This window comes from Silanimonas sp., assembly GCF_027531545.1.
In the GTDB taxonomy this organism is placed as follows: Bacteria; Pseudomonadota; Gammaproteobacteria; order Xanthomonadales; family Xanthomonadaceae; genus Silanimonas.
In genome coordinates this window covers 26,248-48,582 of sequence record NZ_JAPZSC010000014.1, presented here as the reverse complement: position 1 = coordinate 48,582, position 22,335 = coordinate 26,248, and the positions used below count along the sequence as shown (strand labels likewise).

At 68.0% G+C, this 22,335-nt stretch carries 20 protein-coding genes; 10 read left to right on the top strand and 10 right to left on the bottom strand.

Annotated features, from left to right (window positions below; genetic code table 11):
- Positions 1-3 precede the first annotated feature (3 nt).
- The 3 genes from O9280_RS08750 to O9280_RS08740 form a co-directional block, all read right to left on the bottom strand.
- Positions 4-1,311, bottom strand: coding sequence for an ATP-binding protein (locus O9280_RS08750; protein ID WP_298341253.1), 1,308 nt, complete (start codon positions 1,309-1,311; stop codon positions 4-6).
- Positions 1,308-3,689 carry a TerB N-terminal domain-containing protein gene (locus tag O9280_RS08745; protein ID WP_298341251.1) on the bottom strand — a complete coding sequence of 794 codons (2,382 nt, stop codon included), beginning with the start codon at positions 3,687-3,689 and terminating at the stop codon, positions 1,308-1,310. Before O9280_RS08745 ends, O9280_RS08750 begins: the two co-directional genes overlap by 4 nt.
- Positions 3,690-3,878: 189 nt before the next feature.
- Complete coding sequence (locus O9280_RS08740; protein ID WP_298341249.1) at positions 3,879-4,085, bottom strand: hypothetical protein; 207 nt, start codon at positions 4,083-4,085, stop codon at positions 3,879-3,881.
- An 881-nt stretch (positions 4,086-4,966) separates the two neighbouring features.
- Between O9280_RS08740 and O9280_RS08735 the strand changes: the two genes are divergently transcribed.
- The 3 genes from O9280_RS08735 (at position 4,967) to O9280_RS08725 (ending at position 6,693) form a co-directional block, all read left to right on the top strand.
- Complete coding sequence (locus O9280_RS08735) at positions 4,967-5,179, top strand: hypothetical protein (RefSeq protein ID WP_054018420.1); 213 nt, start codon at positions 4,967-4,969, stop codon at positions 5,177-5,179.
- A 226-nt stretch (positions 5,180-5,405) separates the two neighbouring features.
- Positions 5,406-6,038 carry a hypothetical protein gene (locus O9280_RS08730; protein ID WP_298341245.1) on the top strand — a complete coding sequence of 211 codons (633 nt, stop codon included), beginning with the start codon at positions 5,406-5,408 and terminating at the stop codon, positions 6,036-6,038.
- A gap of 172 nt (positions 6,039-6,210) precedes the next feature.
- Positions 6,211-6,693, top strand: a complete 483-nt coding sequence (locus O9280_RS08725) for a hypothetical protein (protein ID WP_298341244.1) — start codon at positions 6,211-6,213, stop codon at positions 6,691-6,693.
- 333 nt (positions 6,694-7,026) lie between these two features.
- Here O9280_RS08725 and O9280_RS08720 read toward each other — a convergent pair whose 3' ends face one another.
- Positions 7,027-7,239, bottom strand: a complete 213-nt coding sequence (locus O9280_RS08720) for a hypothetical protein (protein ID WP_298341242.1) — start codon at positions 7,237-7,239, stop codon at positions 7,027-7,029.
- Positions 7,209-7,439 (bottom strand): hypothetical protein, encoded by a 231-nt coding sequence (locus O9280_RS08715; RefSeq protein ID WP_298341240.1) that lies wholly within the window; start codon positions 7,437-7,439, stop codon positions 7,209-7,211. Before O9280_RS08715 ends, O9280_RS08720 begins: the two co-directional genes overlap by 31 nt.
- A gap of 361 nt (positions 7,440-7,800) precedes the next feature.
- Here O9280_RS08715 and radC point away from each other — a divergent pair, with 361 nt between their 5' ends.
- The 3 genes from radC (at position 7,801) to O9280_RS08700 (ending at position 9,363) form a co-directional block, all read left to right on the top strand.
- Positions 7,801-8,433, top strand: a complete 633-nt coding sequence (gene radC, locus O9280_RS08710) for a DNA repair protein RadC (protein WP_298341238.1) — start codon at positions 7,801-7,803, stop codon at positions 8,431-8,433.
- Positions 8,434-8,746: 313 nt separating this feature from the next.
- A complete protein-coding gene (locus O9280_RS08705) occupies positions 8,747-9,055 on the top strand; it encodes a hypothetical protein (RefSeq protein WP_298341236.1) in 309 nt (102 codons plus the stop codon).
- Entirely contained in the window at positions 9,052-9,363 is a 312-nt protein-coding gene (locus O9280_RS08700) for a hypothetical protein (protein WP_298341234.1), read from the top strand. Before O9280_RS08705 ends, O9280_RS08700 begins: the two co-directional genes overlap by 4 nt.
- A gap of 84 nt (positions 9,364-9,447) precedes the next feature.
- On the opposite strand, the gene O9280_RS08695 is transcribed toward O9280_RS08700, so the two are convergent.
- Both O9280_RS08695 and O9280_RS08690 read right to left on the bottom strand, forming a co-directional pair.
- The gene (locus tag O9280_RS08695) at positions 9,448-10,269 is read right to left on the bottom strand and encodes a hypothetical protein (RefSeq protein ID WP_298341232.1); all 822 of its coding nucleotides are present in this window, start codon (positions 10,267-10,269) and stop codon (positions 9,448-9,450) included.
- Between the two features lie 147 nt (positions 10,270-10,416).
- Positions 10,417-12,909: a hypothetical protein gene (locus O9280_RS08690; protein WP_298341230.1), complete on the bottom strand. Its 2,493-nt coding sequence runs from the start codon at positions 12,907-12,909 to the stop codon at positions 10,417-10,419.
- Positions 12,910-13,705: 796 nt separating this feature from the next.
- On the opposite strand from O9280_RS08690, the gene O9280_RS08685 reads away from it, so the two are divergent.
- From O9280_RS08685 to O9280_RS08675, 3 genes are read left to right on the top strand one after another with little or no spacing between them, the layout of a single operon-like run.
- Complete coding sequence (locus O9280_RS08685; protein ID WP_298341229.1) at positions 13,706-14,032, top strand: metalloregulator ArsR/SmtB family transcription factor; 327 nt, start codon at positions 13,706-13,708, stop codon at positions 14,030-14,032.
- 34 nt (positions 14,033-14,066) lie between these two features.
- Positions 14,067-16,034 (top strand): arsenic resistance N-acetyltransferase ArsN2, encoded by a 1,968-nt coding sequence (gene arsN2 / locus O9280_RS08680; protein WP_298341227.1) that lies wholly within the window; start codon positions 14,067-14,069, stop codon positions 16,032-16,034.
- Between the two features lie 5 nt (positions 16,035-16,039).
- Positions 16,040-17,263 carry an MFS transporter gene (locus O9280_RS08675; protein WP_298341225.1) on the top strand — a complete coding sequence of 408 codons (1,224 nt, stop codon included), beginning with the start codon at positions 16,040-16,042 and terminating at the stop codon, positions 17,261-17,263.
- A 276-nt stretch (positions 17,264-17,539) separates the two neighbouring features.
- Here the strand turns inward: O9280_RS08675 and O9280_RS08670 are convergent, their stop codons facing one another.
- Both O9280_RS08670 and O9280_RS08665 read right to left on the bottom strand, forming a co-directional pair.
- Positions 17,540-18,892 carry a hypothetical protein gene (locus tag O9280_RS08670; RefSeq protein WP_298341223.1) on the bottom strand — a complete coding sequence of 451 codons (1,353 nt, stop codon included), beginning with the start codon at positions 18,890-18,892 and terminating at the stop codon, positions 17,540-17,542.
- Positions 18,893-18,939: 47 nt separating this feature from the next.
- A complete protein-coding gene (locus O9280_RS08665) occupies positions 18,940-20,253 on the bottom strand; it encodes a hypothetical protein (protein WP_298341221.1) in 1,314 nt (437 codons plus the stop codon).
- 153 nt (positions 20,254-20,406) lie between these two features.
- On the opposite strand from O9280_RS08665, the gene O9280_RS08660 reads away from it, so the two are divergent.
- A complete protein-coding gene (locus O9280_RS08660) occupies positions 20,407-21,078 on the top strand; it encodes a hypothetical protein (RefSeq protein ID WP_298341219.1) in 672 nt (223 codons plus the stop codon).
- On the opposite strand, the gene O9280_RS08655 is transcribed toward O9280_RS08660, so the two are convergent.
- Positions 20,996-22,282, bottom strand: coding sequence for a DUF1173 family protein (locus O9280_RS08655; protein WP_298341216.1), 1,287 nt, complete (start codon positions 22,280-22,282; stop codon positions 20,996-20,998). The two genes, O9280_RS08660 and O9280_RS08655, sit on opposite strands and share 83 nt — an antisense overlap.
- Positions 22,283-22,335 lie beyond the last annotated feature (53 nt).

Here is a 22,335-nt window from a genome sequence, read left to right as displayed (position 1 = left end):
GGCTCACAGCTTGAAGGTGGCGAACTCGTCGTCGCCGTCGGCTTCCGTCGCCTGGTCGGCCGCGCCGCCGTTATCCGCCGCGACGTCGATGCCGCCGAGCAGTTCCTGCCAGGATGCGCCGGGGTTCTGCTCCAGCACTGCCAGCAGGTTGATGAACGCGGTGATCGTCGTACGAGGGGTGCGGAAGTAGGTGTCCCCGATGCGCTTGGAGCAATGCTCCATGAAGCTGAAGACACCCGTGTCGGGAATCAGGTGCTTGGCTGGATCACCGAAGGCATACACGCCGCGGATCTTCTGGAGCAGCACGTAGAAGTCCTCAGGGGTGAGGCTGGACAGGCGCACGACAGGCCCGCTGAAGTCCACCAGGCCCTCGGAGGCAAAGGTGTTCTGTGCGAGCCGGCTCTGCAGCGCCGGGTAGCTGTACAGGCCGCGTCGGGTGTCGAGCAGAAACTCCGGCGTGCCGCCCAGCACGAAACCCAGGCCCACGGCCGTGCCCTGCAGCGAGTCGTTCAGGATGCGCAGAATCTGCTCGTAGTTCGCGTTGCGGGCCTGGGTGTTGGCCAGCTTGTAGAGATTGACGAGTTCGTCCAGCCCCACCAGCAGGCCGCCGAAGCCGGCCAGCCTCACGAATCGCGCCATCAGCTTGAGCTGGTCGTAGACCGCAGCGTCGTCGACGATGGTGCGCACGCCCAGGGCAGCACGGGCATCGGTCTTGGTGCTGAACTCGCCTCGAAGCCAGCGCACGGCGTCCGACTTCAACTGTTCGTTGCCATCGTCATGGCCGCGGCAGTAGGCCGCGATCACGTCGGCGAAGTCGTAGCCGTTCACCAGTTCGGTCAGCTGATCCAGCTTCCGGCGCAGGACGGCCTCGGTCGACGCACCACTGGCCTTGGCGTCCGCCTTCGCGGTCGCGATGAACTTCTCGACGATGCCGCCCAGTGCGCCGCCGTCCGGCTTGGTGCGGGTGGCGAGGTTGCGCATCAGCTCGGCGTAGAGCGAACGGGCCTGTCCGCCGCTCGCATGCAGCCGGCGATCGGGATTCAGGTCGGCGCTGGCCACGACGAGCTTTTTCTCCATCGCCACGGCACGGACGAGGTTGAGGAAGAAGGTCTTCCCCGCCCCGTACTCGCCAATCACCACACGAAAGGCCGAGCCGCCGTCGGCGACGCGGTCGATGTCCGTCACCAGGGTCTGGATCTCCCGCGTACGCCCAACCTGGATCAGATGCTGCCCGGCCCGGGGCACGACGCCAGCGCGCAACGACTGGATGACCGCGTCGCGGTCCTTGGGGCGGATGGCGGGTGTGTTCATGCTTCCACTTTCTCCAGGAACTCGGCATTGACAACGACGGGTTCGTCGCCTTCGCACAGGGGCATGTCGTGGGCGTCGAAGGCGGCCTCGTTGATGCGCTCCAGCGCGCCGTCGAGCATCAGGTCGAGGTCGGCGGCGACGTCCAGCAGTTCCTCGCGACTCCATTCGGGACGGGAGAGCATCATGCGGGCCAGGGCGCTGTGCGCCTCGTCGAGGCCCAGCAGGCCCGCGGCGGAACTGCTCGGCTCGAGTTCGGCTTCAGCGTCGGGCTCCTGCAGGGTCTCAGCGAGCGTCGTGACCGTGTCCTCGGCCTCGGTGAAGATGTTGGCGAGCAGTGCCGACACGCGCTCCGTGTCCTGCTGCAGGGCCGCGATCTTGGCGGGGTCCAGCTTGAAGCCGGTTTCCTCGACCTTCGCCACGGCCGCTGCCGTGGGCTTGACGCCTGCCGCCACGGCGTGAACATCGGTGAACACCTTCTTGGCATCGACGCCCAGGGCCTTGTAGACCTTCTCCAGCATCTTCACTTCGGCGGGCGACACCTCGCCGTCCGACTGCGCGACGGTGGCCATGAAGGCCGCGATGGTTTCTTTCACGCCTTGATCGAGGGGCTCGAACTTCTTCTTGAGCGCTGTCAGCGATGCCGGCACCTGCATCAGCAGCCTCAGGTGCGCGAGCAACCGCCGGGTCTGACTGGGCGGCAGGTGCTTCCAGGACAGGACGGTCTCCCGCAGATGCCCCATCTCCTTGATGCCGAACTCCCCATCGGCTGACGCCACGGCCGAGGCCAGCTGCAAGGTCAGCGCCGCGGCCAGGTAGGGACCTCCAGCTCTCGCGATCGGCTCGGAAGGCGGCAATGCGAACAGCACCACCTTGTCCTCGGGCTTGGGCATCTTGGCGCCCGTCAGCACATCGGGCTCGAAGCCGATGCCGACCGATTCCAGCGCCCTCGCGAGCGAGGCCGTCTTGTCCTTGGTGAACGGTCCGGAGCCACCGAGCGACGAGAGGAAGTCCTGGAACGACAGTGCCACCATGCCTGCGCCGATGCGTCCCTGCAGACCTCGAAGAGCTTTCTGGCCGGCTTCCGGCCAGAGGGTGGCCGGAAGCTGGAGCCAGGCATCGATGGAAGCGCGGGCACCCGGGTTCTTCCCCAAGAGCCGGCTGTACGACTCCAGGGGCTTGGTGGCTGCCTCGACGACCTCCTGCAGTTTCCGCACTGGCGCCGTGAGGACCGTGACGTCCGGGGTGTCCTTGAAGGTGAGCTTCAGTTCCTGATAGCCCCGGAATCCGGCGGATGCCGGCTGGTAGACCAGCTTCAGCTTGGTGCGGTTGCGCGGCAGCAGCATGCCCGCGCCGCAGAGCTCCTCGTACTTCTCGGCGAAGACGCGCTCGAACTCCTCGGCACAGCGCGTTGCTGGCGTTCTGAGGGTGATGTTCGGGTCCAGCCTCACCCAGGCCAGCGCCAGCGCCGCCGGCACGGGAACACCATCGACCGCGGCCTGACCGAGCGCCAACCGGAGGTAGAGGGGCAGTTCATACGTCCTCGGGAAGTCTGGTACGGGCTTCTCGTAGAGACGCGACGGGTGTTCTGCCAGTGCCACCCAGTCGAGCAGTTCGCTGGCGTAGCGTCGGAAGGAGCCTGACCTGTCACCGTAGATGCCCAGCAGGCGCCGCAGCTCGATCGCGATCGCCGGCCAGTCGGCCCGTGCGGCCTCGTCCTTCGAAGCGTCGACGATGGCTCGGCGCTCCAGGCCGTAGAAGAACAGGAACACGAAGCCGACATCGGCCTCGGGATCCTGCCGGCCGCCTGCAAGCCAGCTCAGATAGGCCCGCCGCGCTGCAGGCGACACTTCCGAATAGCTCGGCCAGTAGTTCATCTGGCGCTCGGTGTAGTCCCCGCTGCGCGCGACCGACTTCGATGGATCGATTAGGCATGGGTCGTTCGAACCGCTGGATGCGGGCAACGAGGTGCCGACATAGATCAGCCCACCCGGAATCGTCGTTCCCGCCACCTCGACGGGCTGCCCGGCCGGAATCCATCTCGCCTTGCCGTAGCTTTCGGGTGCCGGTGGGATCCGGAACGAGGCAGCTGGCGCGGTCGCCTGCGTCCGCACCGGCATCGGCTGCTCGTCGGCCGGACGAGCAACGCGCGTCACGGGTTCGGTCCGCCTGGGCGCCGGCGGTTTGGGTGGCGATATCGCAATCGAGGGAGCGCTCGCCTCCTCGCGCCCACTGGCCGGGCTCACATCGTCAGACTTCCTGTTGCGCGAGTACAGGTAGCCGGCAATCGCAATCGCCAGCAGCACCGCGGCGCCCAGCCACACTTCCCTCGGGACGGCGGCCAGCAGCGCGACGGCGCCGATGAAGGCCGCTGCCAGCACTCCACCAGATCCAGACTTCTTGCCTCTTGGCATAGGCAATGCCTCCCCTTTTGGCGCAATCTTCGCCCAAATTCAGGGCAGGGCACGCATCACCGGCAGACACCAAGCCTCTGAGGCGCTGCGACGCTCGACTGAATCGACGATGTGCCCGTCTTCGAGGCCGAGGATCGGCCATTCGACGGGCAGGTCTCAGACCGGATCGATAGCCCTGATACGTCCCGCCCGCAGCAGCCGATCGAACTCGGCAAGCGTCAGATCGACCTCCCGGCCACCGAGCCTCACGCGGAACACCAGTGAGCGCCGCGCAACAGCGTGAACCCCCGCCGGAAAGCGAACGGCTCCGCCAGCCGACGTGACGGCATCGATCTCATCGAATTCATAGCGGGCCTCGGTCATCGGAAGGCGGTCGGAGATCCTCACGGACAGTGGCAGTGGGGTCACCATACGAACGGCCGCGTCGCTCCCGGTCGCCTCCCCTACCGGCGTTGCTTCGGTCCTGTTGTCGGCAGGGCGGGCAGCATGTGCATCTGCCCGCCCAAGAGCCGCCAGTTCGGGCCGATTGGGCGGGCATCGCGCGGGCGGTGTTCCGGGCTCGTTGCCGATCGAATCGCCCCGGCCCATACTGACCCGGCTTCCTGCGGACATCGCGTCTGCTCAGCCTTCATCGGTGGCTCCGGTCGCCCTGAAGTCCAGCCCAACTGGCGTCGCAGTCGTTACCTGCCTTGTGTCCCGTCCGGCACCTCGGTGTGCCGGGCCGATTCAGATCCATCCGGATCCGAAACCAGGAGCCGGCCATGACCCTGTGTCGTGGCCCCTCCTCGCATGCGCCGACCACGACCTCTGCGTCGTGACGCGCCCTGCGCTCACCAGCCCGGCCTGATCTCGATCAGAAGCCTGGCCTGACGCACGCATCTGCCCTGGCCCCGTCCTCTCGGACGCGGACCTCAGCAGTTCGCGCACGCACCTGTGCGCGACGAAGCGCCTTGCCTTCCCGGCAGGGCATCCCAGATGGGGAACCCCAGTTCCCCGCCAGGGATGGGCGTTCCCCTTCACCCCTGAAGGAGAACCCCCATGAGTCCCGTTCCCTGGAACCGCGCTGTCGCGCCGGTGTGTGCACTGCTGGGTGGTACCGGGCTTGCCCGTGTGCCCGCCCGGCGGCCTGCCACCCTTCCGGCGCTGCTCCGGCCCCGGCCCTGCACGCCCCATGCATCCATGCGCATGGTGTGCGAGGCCGCGGACCCTCTGGCGTCCGAGCGCTGCGCGACGGTGTGCTGACCATGACGGTCGACACCTACCGCAGACGCATCGCCTCGACGGCGATCGTGCTGGCCCGGGAGGATCCCCTCCTGGTCAAGGAAGTCATCGCCCGGCTCCGCGCCTCGGGCGAGATCGCGGCCGACGACCTGGTCTACCTGGACCGCATCGCCGACCGCTGGATCGGCATTGCCGAGGGCCTGCGCCGAGGCGCCGCTCGCGTGCTCACGACCTGATGGTCGCAGGCATCGAGTCGCCCGTCGCGGCACCGCCGTCGGCTCGAACTCGTGCCGATCGAGTCCTCGGGTCTCGGGGATGGTGAACCGACCGCCAGCAATGGCATCGGGACGCCATCACCCGACACCCCGTTTTCTTCGGCTCTCAGCCGTTCTCGCCATCCACCTACCGGGAGTCACCGTCTCCCGTCGGGGTCGGGGTTCCCTCGCCTTCTTGGAGAACCCCATGAGTCATGCTTTCCCAGACAGATCCTTCCAGAGCCCGTCACCGCGCCGCAGCACCATCGACATCGAGGAGCAGCGCGCCTGGGTCGGCTTCTACAGACGCGTCGGCCGTGACGTCGCCCTCGCCGCCGAGGTGATGGCGCAGCTCGACGGCGACGCCGAGATGAAGCGCCGCCACCTGGCGCTGTACCTGTCCTGCAAGCAGTCGCTGCGCGTCCACAAGGCGCGCCAGGCCCGCGACAAGCGCATCGGGCAGTGGCTCCGCCTGCTGGTCCAGTGGACGCTGCAGCGACCCGCCGCCTTCGTCGGCGGAATCACGCAGAAGGCGTACCACCGCACTGCGGACGTCCTCGACGAGGCCATTGCCGCTGCACCGCCAGCCTCGCCGGCAACATCGAAGCGGGGCGCGCGCCCAGCCGCGGCCCGTGACGCCGACAGCAGGCCCGAACCGGCCGCCGCACAGGTTCATCAGCTGCTGGGCGATGCCGAGTTCGCCGACGCGCACGCCCGCTTCCAGCACCAGGCCGGCATGTCCCCGGCGTCGCCGGTCAGTGGCTCCGAAGGCGGCTCCGAGCGTACCCCGGAACCTCCCGTCGACGGCCCCGCACCCGCCGTGCAGATCAGCCGGCGCTGATCCGAAGACCGAGCCCCGGCGCAGCCCCATCGGCTGCACCGGGTTCGATCGCTGGATTGCCTTGGCCATGGACTGACGTCCAGCGGCCTGGCGCGACCAGCACCCCATCCAACCGCCCGCGGGCCCGTCCCGCCAGGGCCGGTGTCCGCCCTCCCAACTTCGAGAGTTCACCATGCGAGACATCACCCTGAATCCCGAGCAACGCCTGTATGTGATCGCCACCGAAGGTGGCGTGACCTGCTTCGGCTTCGACAACGCCCGCGACCATGCCCGGCAGATCGCGCAGCGCTTCGATCGTCCCGACCTGATGCCCACCGCCGACGACGCGGCCAGCCTCACTGGCTACGAGAAGTACCTCGCTGCGGTGCGTGCCTGGGGCGAGTCCGCCCAGGGCCACCGCACCTACTTCGATCCCGGCACGGACCCTCGCCTGGCGAGGGTGCTGGAGACCTGCCGCCGGGACGGCCGAAAGGTTCGGCTGGTGCTGGGGGACACCGGCACGGGAGCGAGCTGGCTCGACGAGTTCGACGTGGTCGGCACAGTCGGCCGCTCGACCGGCCTGCTGAAGGTGCCCCTGCTCGTCGAGCCGGGCGAGGCGGGCGGTACGGCCATCCACTGTGCGCATGTGCTGGCACTGATGGACTGGCGCAGTTGACACTGAAGCGGCCTGCCCCTCTACCGACACCCGCGCTGGCAGCCGCCGGAACTGCGCATCCGCGCCAGTGAGGACGATGACCGTCCCTGGGCCGTCGTGCTGCACGAGCAGCCCGTGGCGACCTTCGACGACATCGGCAAGGCCGGTGCGTACCTCGCGTTCATGCGCGGGGCAAGCGTCGAGCCGCGCGTGTTCCGCTGAGCCGTCCGGTCGAACGTTCGAGGCCCTTCAGACGGCGCGATCCAGATCCACGCTAGGCCGTCACCCAGCACGCCCCCGGTCCAGCACCGGGGGCGTTCCTGTTTCCGCAACTGCGAACAGGGCGACGGGCGCTCAGCGTCCGGTCAGGGACTGCACCTCACGCTCGATCAGCCAGTGCAGGAAGCGGGTGTCATCGGAGTGGCCCCAGTAGTGGGCCTTGCATCGGCGGACGTAGGCCTGCAGGTCCGCGACGCTTCGGATGGACCCCGGCTCGATGGCGGTGATGCGGGCCAGCCGCGCCCGTTCGGGTCGGGTCAGTCGAAGCTGGTTTCCGGTGTGCAGCATGTCGGGTCGGCCTTGTCGAGAAGCCGCGCATCTTCGCGTGCCTGCGCAGGTCTGTGCACATCCACTGCGGCCCGCGGCGAAGAAATTTCTGCAGTGACAGCCGAGTGCCACTGCGGTGTCACTTTTGCGGTCTGCCCGCCAAGACATCCGGGCAGGCCGTGGCCCAGCCACAACGGCGCGGCCACGCGCAGTGCGGTCATGCGAACCGTGCCACCTCCCCGCGTACCGATGCCCGACCAAGGCACGGACCCTGGCGCCCTTTGCGCGGGCAAGCGCGGCAAAGGCGCGGTTGCTGGCACCACCCCGGTTGAATCCACGGCGCCGATGGCGCAGACTTGACGGGCTCACACCCACTCCCGACAGGAGTGTTTCCGATGCCGACCGAACCGGCGGCAGCGGCGTCGCAGTCGTTACCTGCCTCGGATGATCATCTGAGCCACCGTGCCGGCCACGTTCCGTCGTGTGTCTGCACATCCTTCCCTTGCGGGGACACCAGTCCCTGGCCTGTGAAGGAGGGGAACGGCGTTCCCGTCTTCCTTTTCGCCACGAGAGGAGAACGCCATGAACTTCCACCCTTTCCAGGGTCTTCAAGATCTGCCGGACCTGCCCGATGCCGCCCATGCGTCGCGGGAGGACCTGGTGGCAGAGATGCTGGGCCTGCGGGCCCACCCATTGCCAGGCCCCTCGCCGGCTGCGCTGCGCGTCAGCGACCGGGAGACTCCCCACGAGGACCCGGCCACGCAGCAGCTCCTGTCGCGCCGACTCGGTGTCGCCCGCGAGCTGCTGATGCGCGAGCTGCGTGACCGGATGGCGCAGGGGCCCGTGATGTCGTCGCCCCAGGTCCTTCGGGACTGGCTGCGACTGCGCTGCGCCGGCCTGCAGCACGAGGTCTTCCTCGCGCTCTACCTGGATGCCAACCACCGGCTGATCGCCCACGAGGAGGTGTTCCGCGGCACGCTCACCCAGACGTCCGTATACCCGCGGGAACTGGTCAAGAGCGCCCTGGCCCGCAACGCCGCCGCGATCGCGGTGGCCCACAACCACCCGAGCGGCCAGGCCGAGCCGAGCCGCGCGGACGAGTTCCTGACTCAGACGCTGAAGTCGGCGCTGGCGCTGGTGGACATCCGCCTGATCGACCACTTCGTCGTCGCCGGCGACCAGTGCGTCAGCTTCGCGGAGCGCGGACTGCTCTGACGCCATGTGCGGCTGTCACGCCCTGCACGACCCAGTCGCGAGAAGGGCGCCGCCGAGGCGGTGCCCTTGTCGCCGATACCACCCCAACCAAGGATGCCCATGTCGGAGAGAAGACCCCCGACCTGCCCCTGCTGTGCCGGCCACGGCGTGCCCCTGGGCGCGCTCGGTCGCCTGCACTGGTTCCGCTGCCGCGACTGCGGCATGACGTTCGCCCGCGCCGGACGATCGAAGCGCACGCCCCGTGCGCCCTCGACCGTGACGCGGGCGACCGAATCCCCCACATCTCCCAGTTCATCCCGAGGAGGAAGCCACGATGCATACCCTGCCCGCCACCGGCCTGCGACAGCAGGCCGAGATGCTGGCCAGCCTGTCCCTGAAGCATCTGAGTTCGGCGACGCGCAACAAGCTCGCCGATGACGACCTGTCCGTGAACGCCTACCCGACCGACTGCGGCGGGTTCGTCTATGTCGGGGCACCGAAGTACCGGGTGCCGTCGGAACCCGATCTGGCCATGCTGTTCGAGGTGGCCGAATCCGCCGGCATGGCCTGGCTGATGTTCGACCGGGAGGCCGCCGTCATCGACGGGCTGCCCGTGTTCGACAGCGCGGAGCCCGGACCATGAGCCAGCACCTCGCGACGGCGACGCTCGACGGACACCCCGTCGAGATCGTGGCCGGCGTCGATCGACGCCTGGGGGACTACTTTCTCCAGGTCTTCGACGAGCGCAACGACATGCTCTACACCAGCCTGCAGGAGCCCCTGCTGGACTGGACGGACATCGCGACCTTGCGCGCCAAGGTCGCAGAACTCGGCCTTCGGCTGCCTGCGCAGTTGGTCGACGAGGTCGAGGGCGATGGCCGCCGGCACGCGGGCAATTGCATCGTCCGCCACCTGGCAGACGGGCCGCCAGTCACGCTGTTGGCGGGCTGACCCTGCCCGCTGATCGATCCCGGCGCCGCGCGCCCATCCCGGCAGGGATGGGGCCGGCGCCGCTTCTCTTTCTGCCAAACCAGATCACGACTGCACCGCTCGTTCACGTTGACGCTGCCGGAGGCGCTTGACGTACGGCGCATCAACCGCCTCGTCCGGACCCAGGCCCAGAGCGCAGCTCAGCAAGCTAGCGACGCAGCGATCACTGAGTTCGAAGGAGTGCGGCAGGAACCCGAAGTTCCGACTGCTCTGCTCCTCGATAGCGACGAAAAACGCCCTGAACGTGTCCGCCAGGCTCGCACGCGGCCCTTCAGTCCCAGCCGCCGTGAGCGGATCGTGCGGAAGGGGAGCCGCTCGCGCCGCATCATCGGCAATGGCCTGAACCACAGCGCTCAACGGCGGCCAGTACTTGAGATCGAACTGACCTGTCAGGGTTTCGAGCCTCGCCTTCACCCACTGTTCGTAGCTGTAGTTCCGTGCGGCAGCAGCGTGAATCGCGTCCACCGGGTGGTAGAGCGTTTCACAAGAGAACCCGGAATGGTTCTTCAACTCGGTACGCTCGTCCAGCAACTCGGCCAGGTGCGCCGCAACCCTTTCGATCTCCTGGTTGACCTCGACCAGCCTGGCCCTTCCTCTGCGAGCCTCCTGATTCGACTCAGGGCTCCAGAACGCCGCCGTGCTCTGCACCAGATCGAAGAAGACCTTTAGGGCCGGCGGATGCTGGACGAGCTTGCCGTGGATATCGGCATAGGCGTCCTCCAGCTCGAGGCCCCGTTCAAGCAGTCGGTCGATCACCCTGACTTCACTGGGCAGGATCGACTTCTCAGTCTTGTCGGCACGGTCGGCCTTCAACAGCTGCTCGCAGGCGTGCCGGGCCTGCTTCGGTGTGGTCGGATGCGTCGTCATCGTGAATCCTCTTTCGATGTGCGAAAGAGTACTCGTGGGGCCGCGATCCGTCGGTACCTGAAGCCGTGAGTCGCGCTGGCGCTTCAGGTACCCGGCCGTGTTCACCAGAGATGCCGAAACCGCGCCATTCGGCCCGCGTACGCTGCTCTACTCGACAGACGAGGTTGAGTGCAACGCCGCCATCGCGTCCAGATCGATCACCGCATCCGCCATCGCCGTCAGCTCCGGCGTCTGCGACACGAAGAATTCCCGCGCGTAGCCACCCAATTCCAGCACCCGCCGCTTCATCGCCATGAACATGCGCTTGCGCTCCGGGTCCAGCGGTCCGTCGGTCTCGTCGGAGAACAGGGTGTCGTAGCGCCGGCCGGTGTTCTGCGCCAGGTACAGCGCCACGGCCCGCACCAGGCACTCGTTGATCCAGACCCTCTCGCCGCCGCTCATCGCCGTGACGCTCTTGTCCTCGCCCGACTCTGCGTCGTAGACGCGGATGTCGAAGCCCTCGCGCTGCTCGCCCTTGGCCGTCTCCTGCAAGGTCTCGATGGCCACCGTGAAGCGCGGGCCATAGCAGGCCAGCAGCAGATCGTTCACCAGGCCTGACAGCGTCGGGCCCGCATCGTCGATGGCCAGCGCGATCAGGCCATCGTTGCCCATGCAGCGGACGAACAGCAGCCAGTTGGCGAGTTCCTGCTCCACCCGTGCCGTGCGGGCCGCGGCTGCGTCGCGCCTCCGGCCATGCTCCTCCATCTGGGCCGACAGAGCGGCAAGCGCCTGCGCGTCGCGGACGGCAGCCAGATGCGAGCGCTCCGCCTCATCCAGGACACCCTGCCAGCGCTCCACCTGGGCTCGAGCATGTGCGAGCCGCGCAGCATCCGGCGGTGACGGCAGTGCATCGATCGCGGTCCGAAGTCGCTGGATGGCCACCTGGGCCTGAGCTTCCAGCAGCGAGACACGCTCTGCAACGCGCATCCGGCTGGCAATGATCTGCTGGCGCTCGGCCGCTTCGGAGTTGGTGTCGATCGCGATGTCCGCCCCGGCCGACGGGTCTGGAGCGGGGGGAAGTGCGGCGAGTTCGTCCTCCGCTTCGACAAGACCCGCGCGCGCCTGGCCCATCTCCGCCCCGCGCGCAGCCAAGGCGGCATAGGCCGTCTGACGGGCCAGGGCTCGCCTCGACTGCCACTCGGCCCGGCTCAGGCTCTTCGGTGCGCCGACGTTGAGGCTCACCGCCTCTTGCAGGGCTTGCAGTTCAAGCCGAAGACTGTCCCGCTCCGCAGCGAGTTGACGGATGCGCTGCTGTGCGCTCGGCGCCAGCGCGGCCGCTTCGCGTGCGTCCGACAGCAGGGTGCATTGACCCTGCATGGGCATGCCGCTGCACGGCACGCGGTTGCTCAGAGCCAGGCGGCGACTCAGGTCCTCCGCCTGGAGCGCGGCCTGCCCCGCCTCGCGCTCAAGCGATGCCAGCCGCTGCCCGAGCCCTGCGACGGCATCGCGACGGCGCGCAAGGTCCTGGACGGCATCGCGAAGCGCCAGCATGCGGGCCTCGCGGCGACGCACCACCTCTGTCGCCAGCGGCAGACGGCGGCCGGCTCGAGCCACCACGGCCTCGTCCGCCAGCGCCCGCTGCAGGGACCGGATGCGGGCCTCCAGTCGTTCGCGCTGCGCCATGGCCTGCGCGACACGCTGCGCCACACGACCGTCGAGTCGTGCGAGTTGCTCCGTTGCCTCCCGATCCTGCGTGCGCAGGTCCTGCAGGGTGCGATCACCCTCGGCACGGGCGCCCGCCAGTTCCTCCACCAACTGCGCTCGCCGGCTCTCGACAGCCTTCGCCTGCTCCTGCAGAGCCATCAACGACGCCTCGTGCGTTCGCGCAGCCTCCCGTTGTTCATGGGCCGCCTGCCGGCTGGCTTGCGCCGTCTTGACCCTCTCTTCCGCGCCCTGCCATCGACGGGCGTCATCCTCCAACCGCTGGCGCTCGGCATCGAGCGCGGCTCCCTCGGCGCGCAACGCCGCCAGCGCCGCCTTCAACTGCCGCGCCGTCTCGCCCGCCTTCTGACCGAGCGCGCGGATGTCCTCCTGCCCCAGCAGATCGGCCAGCAGGGCCTTGATCTCGCCATTGCGGTAGGTGCTGAGCTGCCGCTTCCCTTGTGCCGAGAAGACCGACGTGAAGAAGGTGTCGGCCGGCCCGCAGATGGCCTCGACGCATCGCGCATAGGTCTCGACCTTGCCATCGGAGACGGTGCCGTCTGGCAGCGCGGCGGGAGACCACGTGCCGGCGTCATCCAGCGTCAGCAGATAGGCCTCGGTCCTGCGGCGGCTCCCGGTTCGGCCGTTCATGCGGATGACCACCTGCGATCGGTAGCAGCGCCCTGCGTGCGCCCAGTGCAGGTCCTTCTCGTTCTCGGGCAAACAGACCTGGTCGTAGTACGAAAAGCCGCCCGGCCCGGCCTGAGCCGCCCGCGACGGCATGGTCAGATAGGGATGCAGGTTGTCCATCACCGTGGACTTGCCGCGGCCGTTGGCGCCTGCGATGGCGACCAGCGCGGCACCATCGGCCAGCCGCTCCAGATCGAGGGTCAGCTCGTCCAGCCCGAGGCCGTCGCGGATGCCCCGGAAGCCCCGGAGCCTGAGTGAGAGTGGCTGCATGATGCGTCCTGTTCTGGAGTGGGAGTCCGAACAGATTGCCCCTCAGATTGCCGGCATCAAGGTCTATGCGCCGAGTGACCGCTGACGATCCGGGCCCGCGCATTCGACTCGGGCGAATCGACTCACACAGACGGCCAGGAGCGGTCGATCCTGCAAAGCGCTGTCAGCAGACATTCGACTGGATGGCGTCGGGCCGGATGCATCGCGGAGTCTTGTGCCAACTCCCGGATCCTGCCATCTTGATGGGAACTTGACGCCCAGCACACGATTCTTGGCGCCAGCTTGATGGAGGTAGTCCGAGCATCTAACTTCGATAGATCGGAGCAAGCATGGACATCGTCCTTCTCATCTCGGCAGGCCTGCTCGTTTACCTGATCGCTGTGCTACTGCGGCCGGAGAACTCCTCGTGAACGCGCCAGCCTGGATGCACTTGATCGCCATCTGGCCATCCGGCTGCTGCTGTCCTGGCCGCTGGCCCACGCTGTCGAGGCCGAAATGGCGGGACGTTTCGCCTTGGGCCGTCGGGTCGAGGCGCCGCTCTTCCGCCTCGCCCGTATCGACCCTGAGCAGGAGCAAGGCTGGGTGTCCTACACCGTCGGCTTGCTGGTGCTCAATGGCCTGGGTGTACTGACGGTCTTCGCGCTGCAGCGCCTGCAAGGGGGCCTGCCCTTGAACCCCGGGACATGTCGGCCGTGTCGCCAGACTCCGCCTTCAACACCTTGGTCAGCTTAATGACCGACGACGCAGCGGCACCCGGCGCTTGCAATCGCTAAATGATTCAAGTATTCTTGAATTCATGGATAAACAAGTGATCGTCCAAGCCCTTGCCGCACTGGCCCATCCAGTGCGCCTCGACGCCTTTCGCACGCTGGTCGTTGCCGGCCGCGAGGGGCTGTCTCAGAAGGCACTTGCCGAGGCGATTGGGGTGGGGCCGACGAACCTCGCGTTCCACCTCAAGGAGCTCGCAGCCGCGGGGTTGGTGACGCAAGCCCAGGCCGGCCGCTTCGTCATCTACCGAGCCGCTTACGAGCAGATGAACGGACTGCTCGCCTACCTCACCGACAACTGCTGCCAAGGCCTGCCAGAGGCCGAGGTGGCCACTTCAGACGCCTGCGGGTGCTAAAGCCCGCTCTACCCACCTGCACTCAGGACCTGCCATGACCACCATTTCACTTCGCCCTGCAAAACCATCTGACTGGGCTGCCATCGAACTGCTCCTCGCTGCCAACCGGCTGCCGCTTGCCGGCGCCCGTGACCACCTCGATACGTTCCTCGTGGCCGAGGACGACTCGGGGGTAGTGGGCTGCACGGGTGTGGAGTTGCGAGGTGAGGTCGCGTTGCTGCGCTCCGTGGCGGTTGCACCGAGCCGCCAGCACCAGGGCATCGGGCGCCAGATGGTGAGCGCGATGCTCGCCCAAGCAAGCAGCCGACGGCTCAAGAGCTTGGCGCTGCTGACGACCACGGCTCGCGAGTGGTTTGAAGGCTTTGGCTTTCGCGTGGTCGACAGTGCCATGGCGCCAACGCCCTTGAAGGCATCGGCCGAGTTCCAGGGCGCGTGCCCAGCGAGTGCTGAGTTCCTGGTGCTTGAGCTCCAGGCCTCCTCGGGGGGAGCCGCGAGGCTGCAAACACTGCCCGTGGCCGTGCTGGGTGCGGGGCCCGTGGGGCTCGCGGCCGCAGCACAGCTCATCGAGCGCGGGATTCCCTTCTTCGTCCTGGAGGCGGGTTCACGCGTTGGCGCCAACCTCCTTGACTATGGGCACGTGCGCCTGTTCTCACCCTGGCGCTACAACGCCTCGCCTGCGATGGTGCGGCTGCTCGAGGGTACGGGCTGGAAGCAGCCAGCTGAGGATGACCTCCCGCTGGCCACAGAGGTGGTCACCGAACTGCTCGAGCCCTTCGCGAGGCTCCCTGAGGTGGCGGGTGCGCTTCACCTCTCCACCCGCGTGCTGGCGGTCACGCGCGAGGGCTTTGACAAGGTCAAGAGCACTGGCCGCGAAGACGCCCCGTTCATCGTCCGAGCCCTTCGTGACGGCAAGGTCGTGGAGTTCAACGCTCGGGCCGTTGTCGACTCGACGGGCACTTGGAACCAGCCCAACCCGCTGGGAGCGGGTGGATTGGCTGCCCAGGGTGAAGAGCAAGCGGCTGGCCGCATCTTCTACGGCATCCCCGATGTGCTCGGGGCCGACCGGACTCGATACGCCGGCAAGCGAACGCTCGTGGTCGGGGCTGGTCACTCAGCCGCCAACACGCTGCTGGCACTTGCTCAGCTTGCCGCAGAAGTCCCGACCACTGAGCTGGTCTGGTCGGTTCGCTCGCCGGTGCTCACCCGGGTCTTTGGCGGAGGGGATGCGGATGCGCTCAGCGCGCGAGGGGCGCTTGGCAGCGCCCTGCGTGCTCTTCGCGACTCCGGCGCCTTGGCCTTCCACGCAGGACTGCGAGTCACACGCATCGAGCAGCAAGGAGACCAACTCGGCGTCGTCGGGGTGGATACCCAGGGCCAAGAGCTGCGGCTTGAAGGCATCGACGAAATCGTCTGCGCCACGGGCCAGCGGCCGAACTTGGAGCTCACGCGCGAACTTCGAGTCAAGCTTGACCCCTGGCTTGAGTGCAACGAAGCGCTGGGCCCGCTCATCGACCCCAACTTGCACAGCTGCGGCACCGTGCGCCCGCACGGTCACCGCGAGCTGAGCCACCCGGAGAGCGGCCTCTACACCGTGGGCGTGAAGAGCTACGGCAGAGCGCCCACCTTCTTGATGGCAACGGGCTTTGAGCAGGTGCGCTCGGTGGTGGCAGCGCTGGCGGGCGACCTGCAGGCCGCTGACCGGGTTGAGCTCGACCTGCCTCAGACCGGTGTGTGCAGCGTCTCCTTCGCTCCTGCGGCCACACCCAAGAGCGCTGAGAGCCGCGGGGCCAGCAAATCGAGCAGCTGCAGCACCATTTCGTGTGGTGCTCCGGCCGAGCCCGAGCAGATGGCTAGCAAGGCGGCCACGTGCGGAGGTGCTCCCAAAAGGGCGGCTGCGAGCGGCTGCGGAACGGGTGGTGCGCAGGGTGTGACCAAGAGTGGCTGTGGGCCCGCCATGGCAGGGGTGCCAGCAGTCGAGCGGGCGGCGGCGAGCTGCTGCTGAAGCCAATGGGCCGCAGGGCAACGGTCGCTGCCTTGGGGGCGGCGCAGACGCTGGCTTGGGCATCGAGCTACTACCTGCCTGCAATCCTCGCTGCGCCCATGGCTGCAGACCTGGGGGTGTCCACACCCACGGTCTTTGCTGCCTTCAGTCTCGCCCTTGCTGTCTCCGCGCTCGTGGGCACACGGGCTGGGGCGGCCATCGACCGGATAGGTGGGCGACCGGTGCTGATGGCAACGAGCCTGGTGTTCGCCCTGGGGCTCGCGGGCCTGGGGGCCAGCCAGGGGCTCTACAGCTTGCTCGCAGCCTGGGTGCTGCTCGGCGTGGCCATGGGCTGCGGGCTCTACGACTCAGCGTTTGCCGCGCTTGTGCGCCTCTATGGAAAGGACGCACGATCCAGCATCACAGGTGTCACCTTGATAGCAGGGTTTGCAAGCACGGTGGGATGGCCGGTGACGGCGCTGCTGGAAGCAAACTTTGACTGGCGGGTGGCGTGCTTTGTGTGGGCAGCGTTGCACCTGTTGGTAGGGTTGCCGTTGAACTGGTTGCTGCCAGAGGTTCGCAGAGCTGAGGCTGAAGCCAAGGCGACGGTGGCTGAACCAGCTGTGGGTGCTGCGCTACCGGAGCCCGGCTCGAGGGCGCCGCTGGTTGCTGCCGTTTCACTGGGGTTTGTATTCGCAGCCACCTCGTTTGTTTCGACGGCCATGGCAGCACACCTACCCGGCTTAATGGCGGCAGCGGGTGCGAGTGCCGCCACAGCAGTGCTCGTTGCGAGCCTGATAGGCCCAGCGCAAGTTGCGGCCAGACTCTTGGAGTTCGGGCTCCTGCGCAAAGTCGACCCGTTGCTGTCAGCGCGCGTGGCCGTTGCCATGCATCCAGTGGGTGCGGCGGCGCTGCTGGCAGCCGGCCCTGTGGCGGCGCCCCTCTTCGGGGTGGTTCACGGGGCGGGCAATGGGCTCATGACCATCGCCAAGGGAACGCTGCCGCTGTCCATCTTCGGCACCCAGGGCTACGGGCGACGCCAGGGACTGCTGGTTGCCCCGGCACGCGTGAGCCAAGCGCTCGCACCGTGGCTCTTCGGGTTGGTCCTTGCGAGTTGGAGCCAATGGGCACTTGTGCTCACGATGAGCTTGGGCGCCATGGCGATGCTGGCGCTCTTGGCGATGCGCGGTACAGGGCCGTCGGAGACACGATCAGAGTCACCGCAGGAATCCGTGGGCGCTTCGAGATAACGCGCCAGACGACTGGAACTCCATCATGACCATCAAAAGATGTTCGCCTGTGCATCCTGCTCTTCGCTGGCGAGCGTGACAGAGGATGACTCGCTCGGGCCCGAATCGCTCACGACACTCGTCTTCAGCATGAGTCCAGTCTGCAGTCAGGCCCGCAGTTGGCAGGACTACCGGAAGGCCGGTTCCGCGAGCGCCCAACGACCGCTCAGGGTCGTCAGCGGGTCATGTTCGGCGCAGGCAAAGCGCCCGCTGTCTGCACTCCAGCGGTCATTTGCGCTAAGCATCAGTTCCCGAAACTTCGTCGGAATGCGGCGCCAGGACAGCCGCGACGATGTCCTCGGGTTCGGTCGTCGTCACCCGTTCCAGGCACTCCAGCAGCGGCTGCGCGTGGACGTCCGTCGCCGTGGCCCAGGCCCTGACCTTGTCCGCCAGGCTGGAGAGTTGCGAGATGCCGGGCGCGCGGGTGCGCACCACGGGCACGATCCGCCCTTCGAGTTGGACATCGGCTGCGCCGGACAGGGCACGCTCGATGGCACCGCGGTCCACCTCGTGCCGGTCCTCGTCGGCCACGGTCCATCGGACCCGCACGCTGACGCCGGCCAGTTCCTGCGCGCGAACCGCCTCTCGCAACTGGTCCAGGTCGGGCCGACCTTCGAACACGATGTCCAGCGTTCGTCTCGCAGGAGTCAGTTCGAGGCGACAGTCCACCCCGTCCGGTCCGAATTCCCACAGCAGGAGTCCCTTGTCGCCCTGCTCCCCATGGTGGAAGCGGCCGATGGACCCGGCGTAGGCGATGCACTGGCGCTGCTCGCGATCCCCTTGGATCCAGGCCTGGTGCCGATGGATGTGGCCGAGCAAGGTGGCCTGCGCGCCGGCGCTGAACAGCGCCCCGGTGGTGAACTCGTGGTCGAACCCGGCCATCGGGACGCCGTGCTCGGTCACGCAGCCGAAGACCGTGCCATGCGACACCGCGAGCGTCGGCACGCCGGCAGCACGGGCCAGGCCGTGGATACCGGCATAGCCCTGCAGCAGCCGGGCCAGCAGCTCGCCCTGGGCCTCGGCGGCAGCGGTGGCGCCGACCGCTGCCGCGACGGCCGCCTTGTTGATCGAGGGAATGCAGGTGAAGACTGCCCTGGCGCCAGGCGGCACCTCTGCGAATCGCGGGCCTTCGGACGCGAGCCAAAGGTCGGCGGCAGACGCATCGGTCACCGACAGGCCCCCAGACGATCCGCTGCCCATCAACGCCACCTGACCGATCCGGTCCGCGACAAAAACCCGATGGCGGCTTCCCAGCATCCTGAACACGGACAGCGTGCCGGGCGGCTCGTGCGACCACGTGCCCTGGAGCATCAGCACCGGGCAATGGTCGGCAAGCCGCCGCACCTGCGCCAGCAGCCGCAATGCCGCGGGCGCATGCAGGTCCAGGGCGTGATCGGTGGCATCCCCGGAGATCACGGCAACATCGACGGCGAGTTCGATGGCGCGGTCCACGGCCGCCGAGAAGCAGCGATCGGCCTCCTCCAGGTGGCGCGGCCCGTAGTGCAGGTCGGACAGATGCGCCACCCGCAAGCGATGCGCCTGACGGCGCGAACCGTGCGCTCGCGGATGCCCGTCCGGGATACGCGGCACCTCCGCACGGTGCGCACCGGTTCCGCCTGGCAGTCGTCCCGGCCCGCTCACGTTGCCACCTGCTGCAGTTCGGCGCTGACCTTGTCCGCGTAGCCCTTCGGATCGTTCCGGAAGCGCTCCAGCTCGCCGATGGCCCGCTGCCGCCCTTGCGGATTGAGCTTCCACCCAGGACCCCAGCGCGTGGCCGCATAGCTCATCCAGGTCTGAGCAGGCACGCCCATCGAGGCCAGCCGCCCGAGCACTTGCTCCAGCGTGGGCGGCATGCCGTCTGCCGTGGGATCGCTAGCAGCCACAGGTTCGTCGACGGACTCGGGCCCCTTCCCTGGCGTCGAGGAAGCGTTCTCCCGTTGCCCCTGGAGCACGCGGGCGGCAACATCGGCCTGCAGGATCACGGTGTCCTGATCGTCCTGCTCCCGCATGAGTGTCGCCACGTCGACCGGCGCTTCCAGTTCGATGATCCACTGCGGCACCCGGACAGGCCGCCCATGGTCATCGATGTGCGCCACCTCCATCAGCCGCTTGGTCAGGTAGAACGGCGTGCCCTGGCGGTCCAGGAAACCGGCGAGCCGGCCACCGCGTAGGAACGCAACGGTCTCGAAGGTGCGGATCGCCGCATTCATCGCGTAGAAGCTGCGCGTGTGCAGCTCGAAGGCGCTGATCGAGCGGATGCCGGGGATGAAGAACAGGAAGCGTCCGGTGAGGTTGCACTGCCGCTGCTGGTACTCCGGGCAGGACTCCGGCTGGCACAGGCCGCCGTTGTCCTCGCGCGGGATCGCCTTGCGGCCGCCGAACAGCCGCACCGTGCGGCGCCCCGTCGCGTCCACCGGCACTGATGCGTGCGTCATGCAGTGGCGCCACCGTCCGTCGGTCGAATACTCGGACCAGAAGCGCTTGTCCTGCGCACCCCAGGTCGCCAGTTCATGCGGCATCACGCTCTGCCAGCGATCGGTCGGGAACACCACCGGGAAGTGGTAGAGGCGCCGGCCCTCGCCGCGGTCCTCGCCATGGAGGTCGAGGATCTGCGTCGCCAGTTCGGGGTTCGGGAAGTCCTGGGCGCGCACGGTGAACCACGGCACGTTGCGTGGAACGAGCGGGCTGTTGAGCTCAGGGCAGGCCTCGGCCAGCGCACGCTCGATCTGGTCGAACGACTGGCCCTGATTCAGGCCCTGTTCGTAGATCGCCTGTGCACGCGGCACCTCGGCGGCCCGGCGAGTCAGGACCTTGATGCCCGCGCGGATCTTGCCGCCCGTGGGCAGGCGGGGCGTTCCGTTCGTACCGTTGCCCAGCAGGGTGGGCAGAGCGACAGGCCCGCCGTGCAGCACGACGGCGGGCCGGGGATCGGGGGATGGTGAAGAGGCCATCGGCGTTCCTCGGTGGGCGTCGGGGGATTCCGACGAACCATCGTCCCGCCTCGATCCGGGTTTTCAACCCCGGGTGCCGTCCGGATGCCATGATGCGACTCGGTCCGCACGCCATGGTCCCGTGCAATCGCATCGCCCGAACCCGCCCCTTTCATGCAAGCCGAGTCGCCCTCCAGCCCAGAACGCAGCGCAGACCACGACGACGAGGAACTGCGGCGGGTACTCGCCGCCTCCGAGGCGTTCGACGATGATCTGCTCGCACTGCTTCGAGCCGGCTGGAACACGTCGTCCCGACGCTCGACCATCTGCCTGGCCTTCTGTCGTTCGGCGATCGAGCATGCGATCGCGCAGCGGGTCCTGATCGAAGCCGGCTTGACGGGGACCGCACTCAGCCTGATCCGCCTGCAGTTCGAGGCGGTTGTCCGTGCCGCCTGGGTGCTTCACGCTGCCAAGGAGGACTGGCTGGACAAGTTCTCCGCGCCGGTGCCGGACGGCGAACTCTCGGAACCCCAGATGGGGCCACCGATCCCCGCCATGATCGACGCCATCGGTGCGGTCGCCGGCCCGGCGGCCACCGAACTGAAGCGACTGCATGGCACCGTCAAGGTGATGCACTCGTTCGTCCACGGAGGTGTCCACCTGGTCGTCCACGCGCTGCGCGGCTACCCGGCAGGAAAGCTGACGTCCGTGCTGCAGAACCGCAACCTGCTCTCGCTGATGCTGGCCAACGTCATCGTGATCGTCAGTCAGGACCCCGGCCTGCGGGGTTCAGTCGGACGGTTGTCGGGCCTGCATGCGGCCTGCATGCCGCCGCTCCAGCGGTGAGCCTCGTCGACGGGTCAGGCAGGACCGGCATGGCCTCGCCAGGCAACCAGAGCCAGGACCTGGCCCTGGCAGACTCGAATGCCCTTCGCTTGGCACCCTGCTCGGCCTCGCCCATGAAGCCGCTGACGACATGGAGGTCGACCGGCTCCGCGCCCACGTCCAGCAAGATGGCATTCGCGAACCCGGCCACCGATCGCGCGTCGTACCGCATGGGCTTCACGAACCGCCGCCCCTGCGACACCAGCGCACGCACCAGCGGCGCCTCGTGCACACCCTCCAGCGGAATCCACTCTTCGCTGGTCAACATCAGGCTGGCCAGGTCGATCTCGTAGGTGTGCTCCCGGCGGGCCCGGATCAGCGCCGCCAGCATCAGACGCAGCCCTCGCCCTCCGTCCGAGTCGAGCGCCTCGAGGAGTGGCGCGAAGCCGCGCTGCACCCGCGCCCAGGTCCGCGCGTCGGCCAGCAAGGGGGCGTCCGGCATGTGGCGGATCCAGATGCGCGCTCCCGCGGGTGCCGACTCCCAGCCCTTGAACTCCCCCAGAACCAAAGCCAGCGGCTGACGCCCGTCATGCGGCTGCAGCACCGACAACCTCGCGCGCCGCCGTTCGGCCTGCTCGGCCTTCGCGGTCTCGTTGAAGGCTTCCGGCACGTACAGCCGTTTCGACAACTGCTCGCCCTTCACCTGGATCGCCTCGGCGGCCTGCATCAGATACTTGTGAAGCACCGCCTGGTTGCGCTTCCCGGCCATGGCCGGCGACCAGCGGTTGAATCCGGCCCGCTCGAACAGGAAGTGCATCAGCGCCCGCAGGCTCATCCGGCGACGGGGGCGGCCGACCTCCGACGGCTCGGCAGGTTCGCGGCTCACCCCAGGCCGCCCGGGCACACGCGCCCACGGGAAGTCCACGTGCAGTTCCACCCGTGCCGGATCCAGCTGGACGACGGCCTCTCCGACCAGTTCGCCCAGGCCCGACATCGCAGGCCCCGGCTCGTAGCTCGGGCAGGCGGGGTGGTGCCGGTCCCCGGTCTCGGGCATGCGCTTGATCTGGAAGTGGCGATGAAAGGCGACGTACATCTCGACGCCGCCGGCCACGCACAGGCAGCGCGGCCGGCCCGGCGCCTCGTAGGCCTGTGCCAGCAGGTCCTGCAGCTGCGGGTCAACGGCGTCGACCACGCGCCCGCCGATCGCAAAGCGCTGCCCGTCCACCCCCGACTCCTTCCCCGACTCCATCGCCGTTGCAGCCTTTCAGCGGGCGCGCC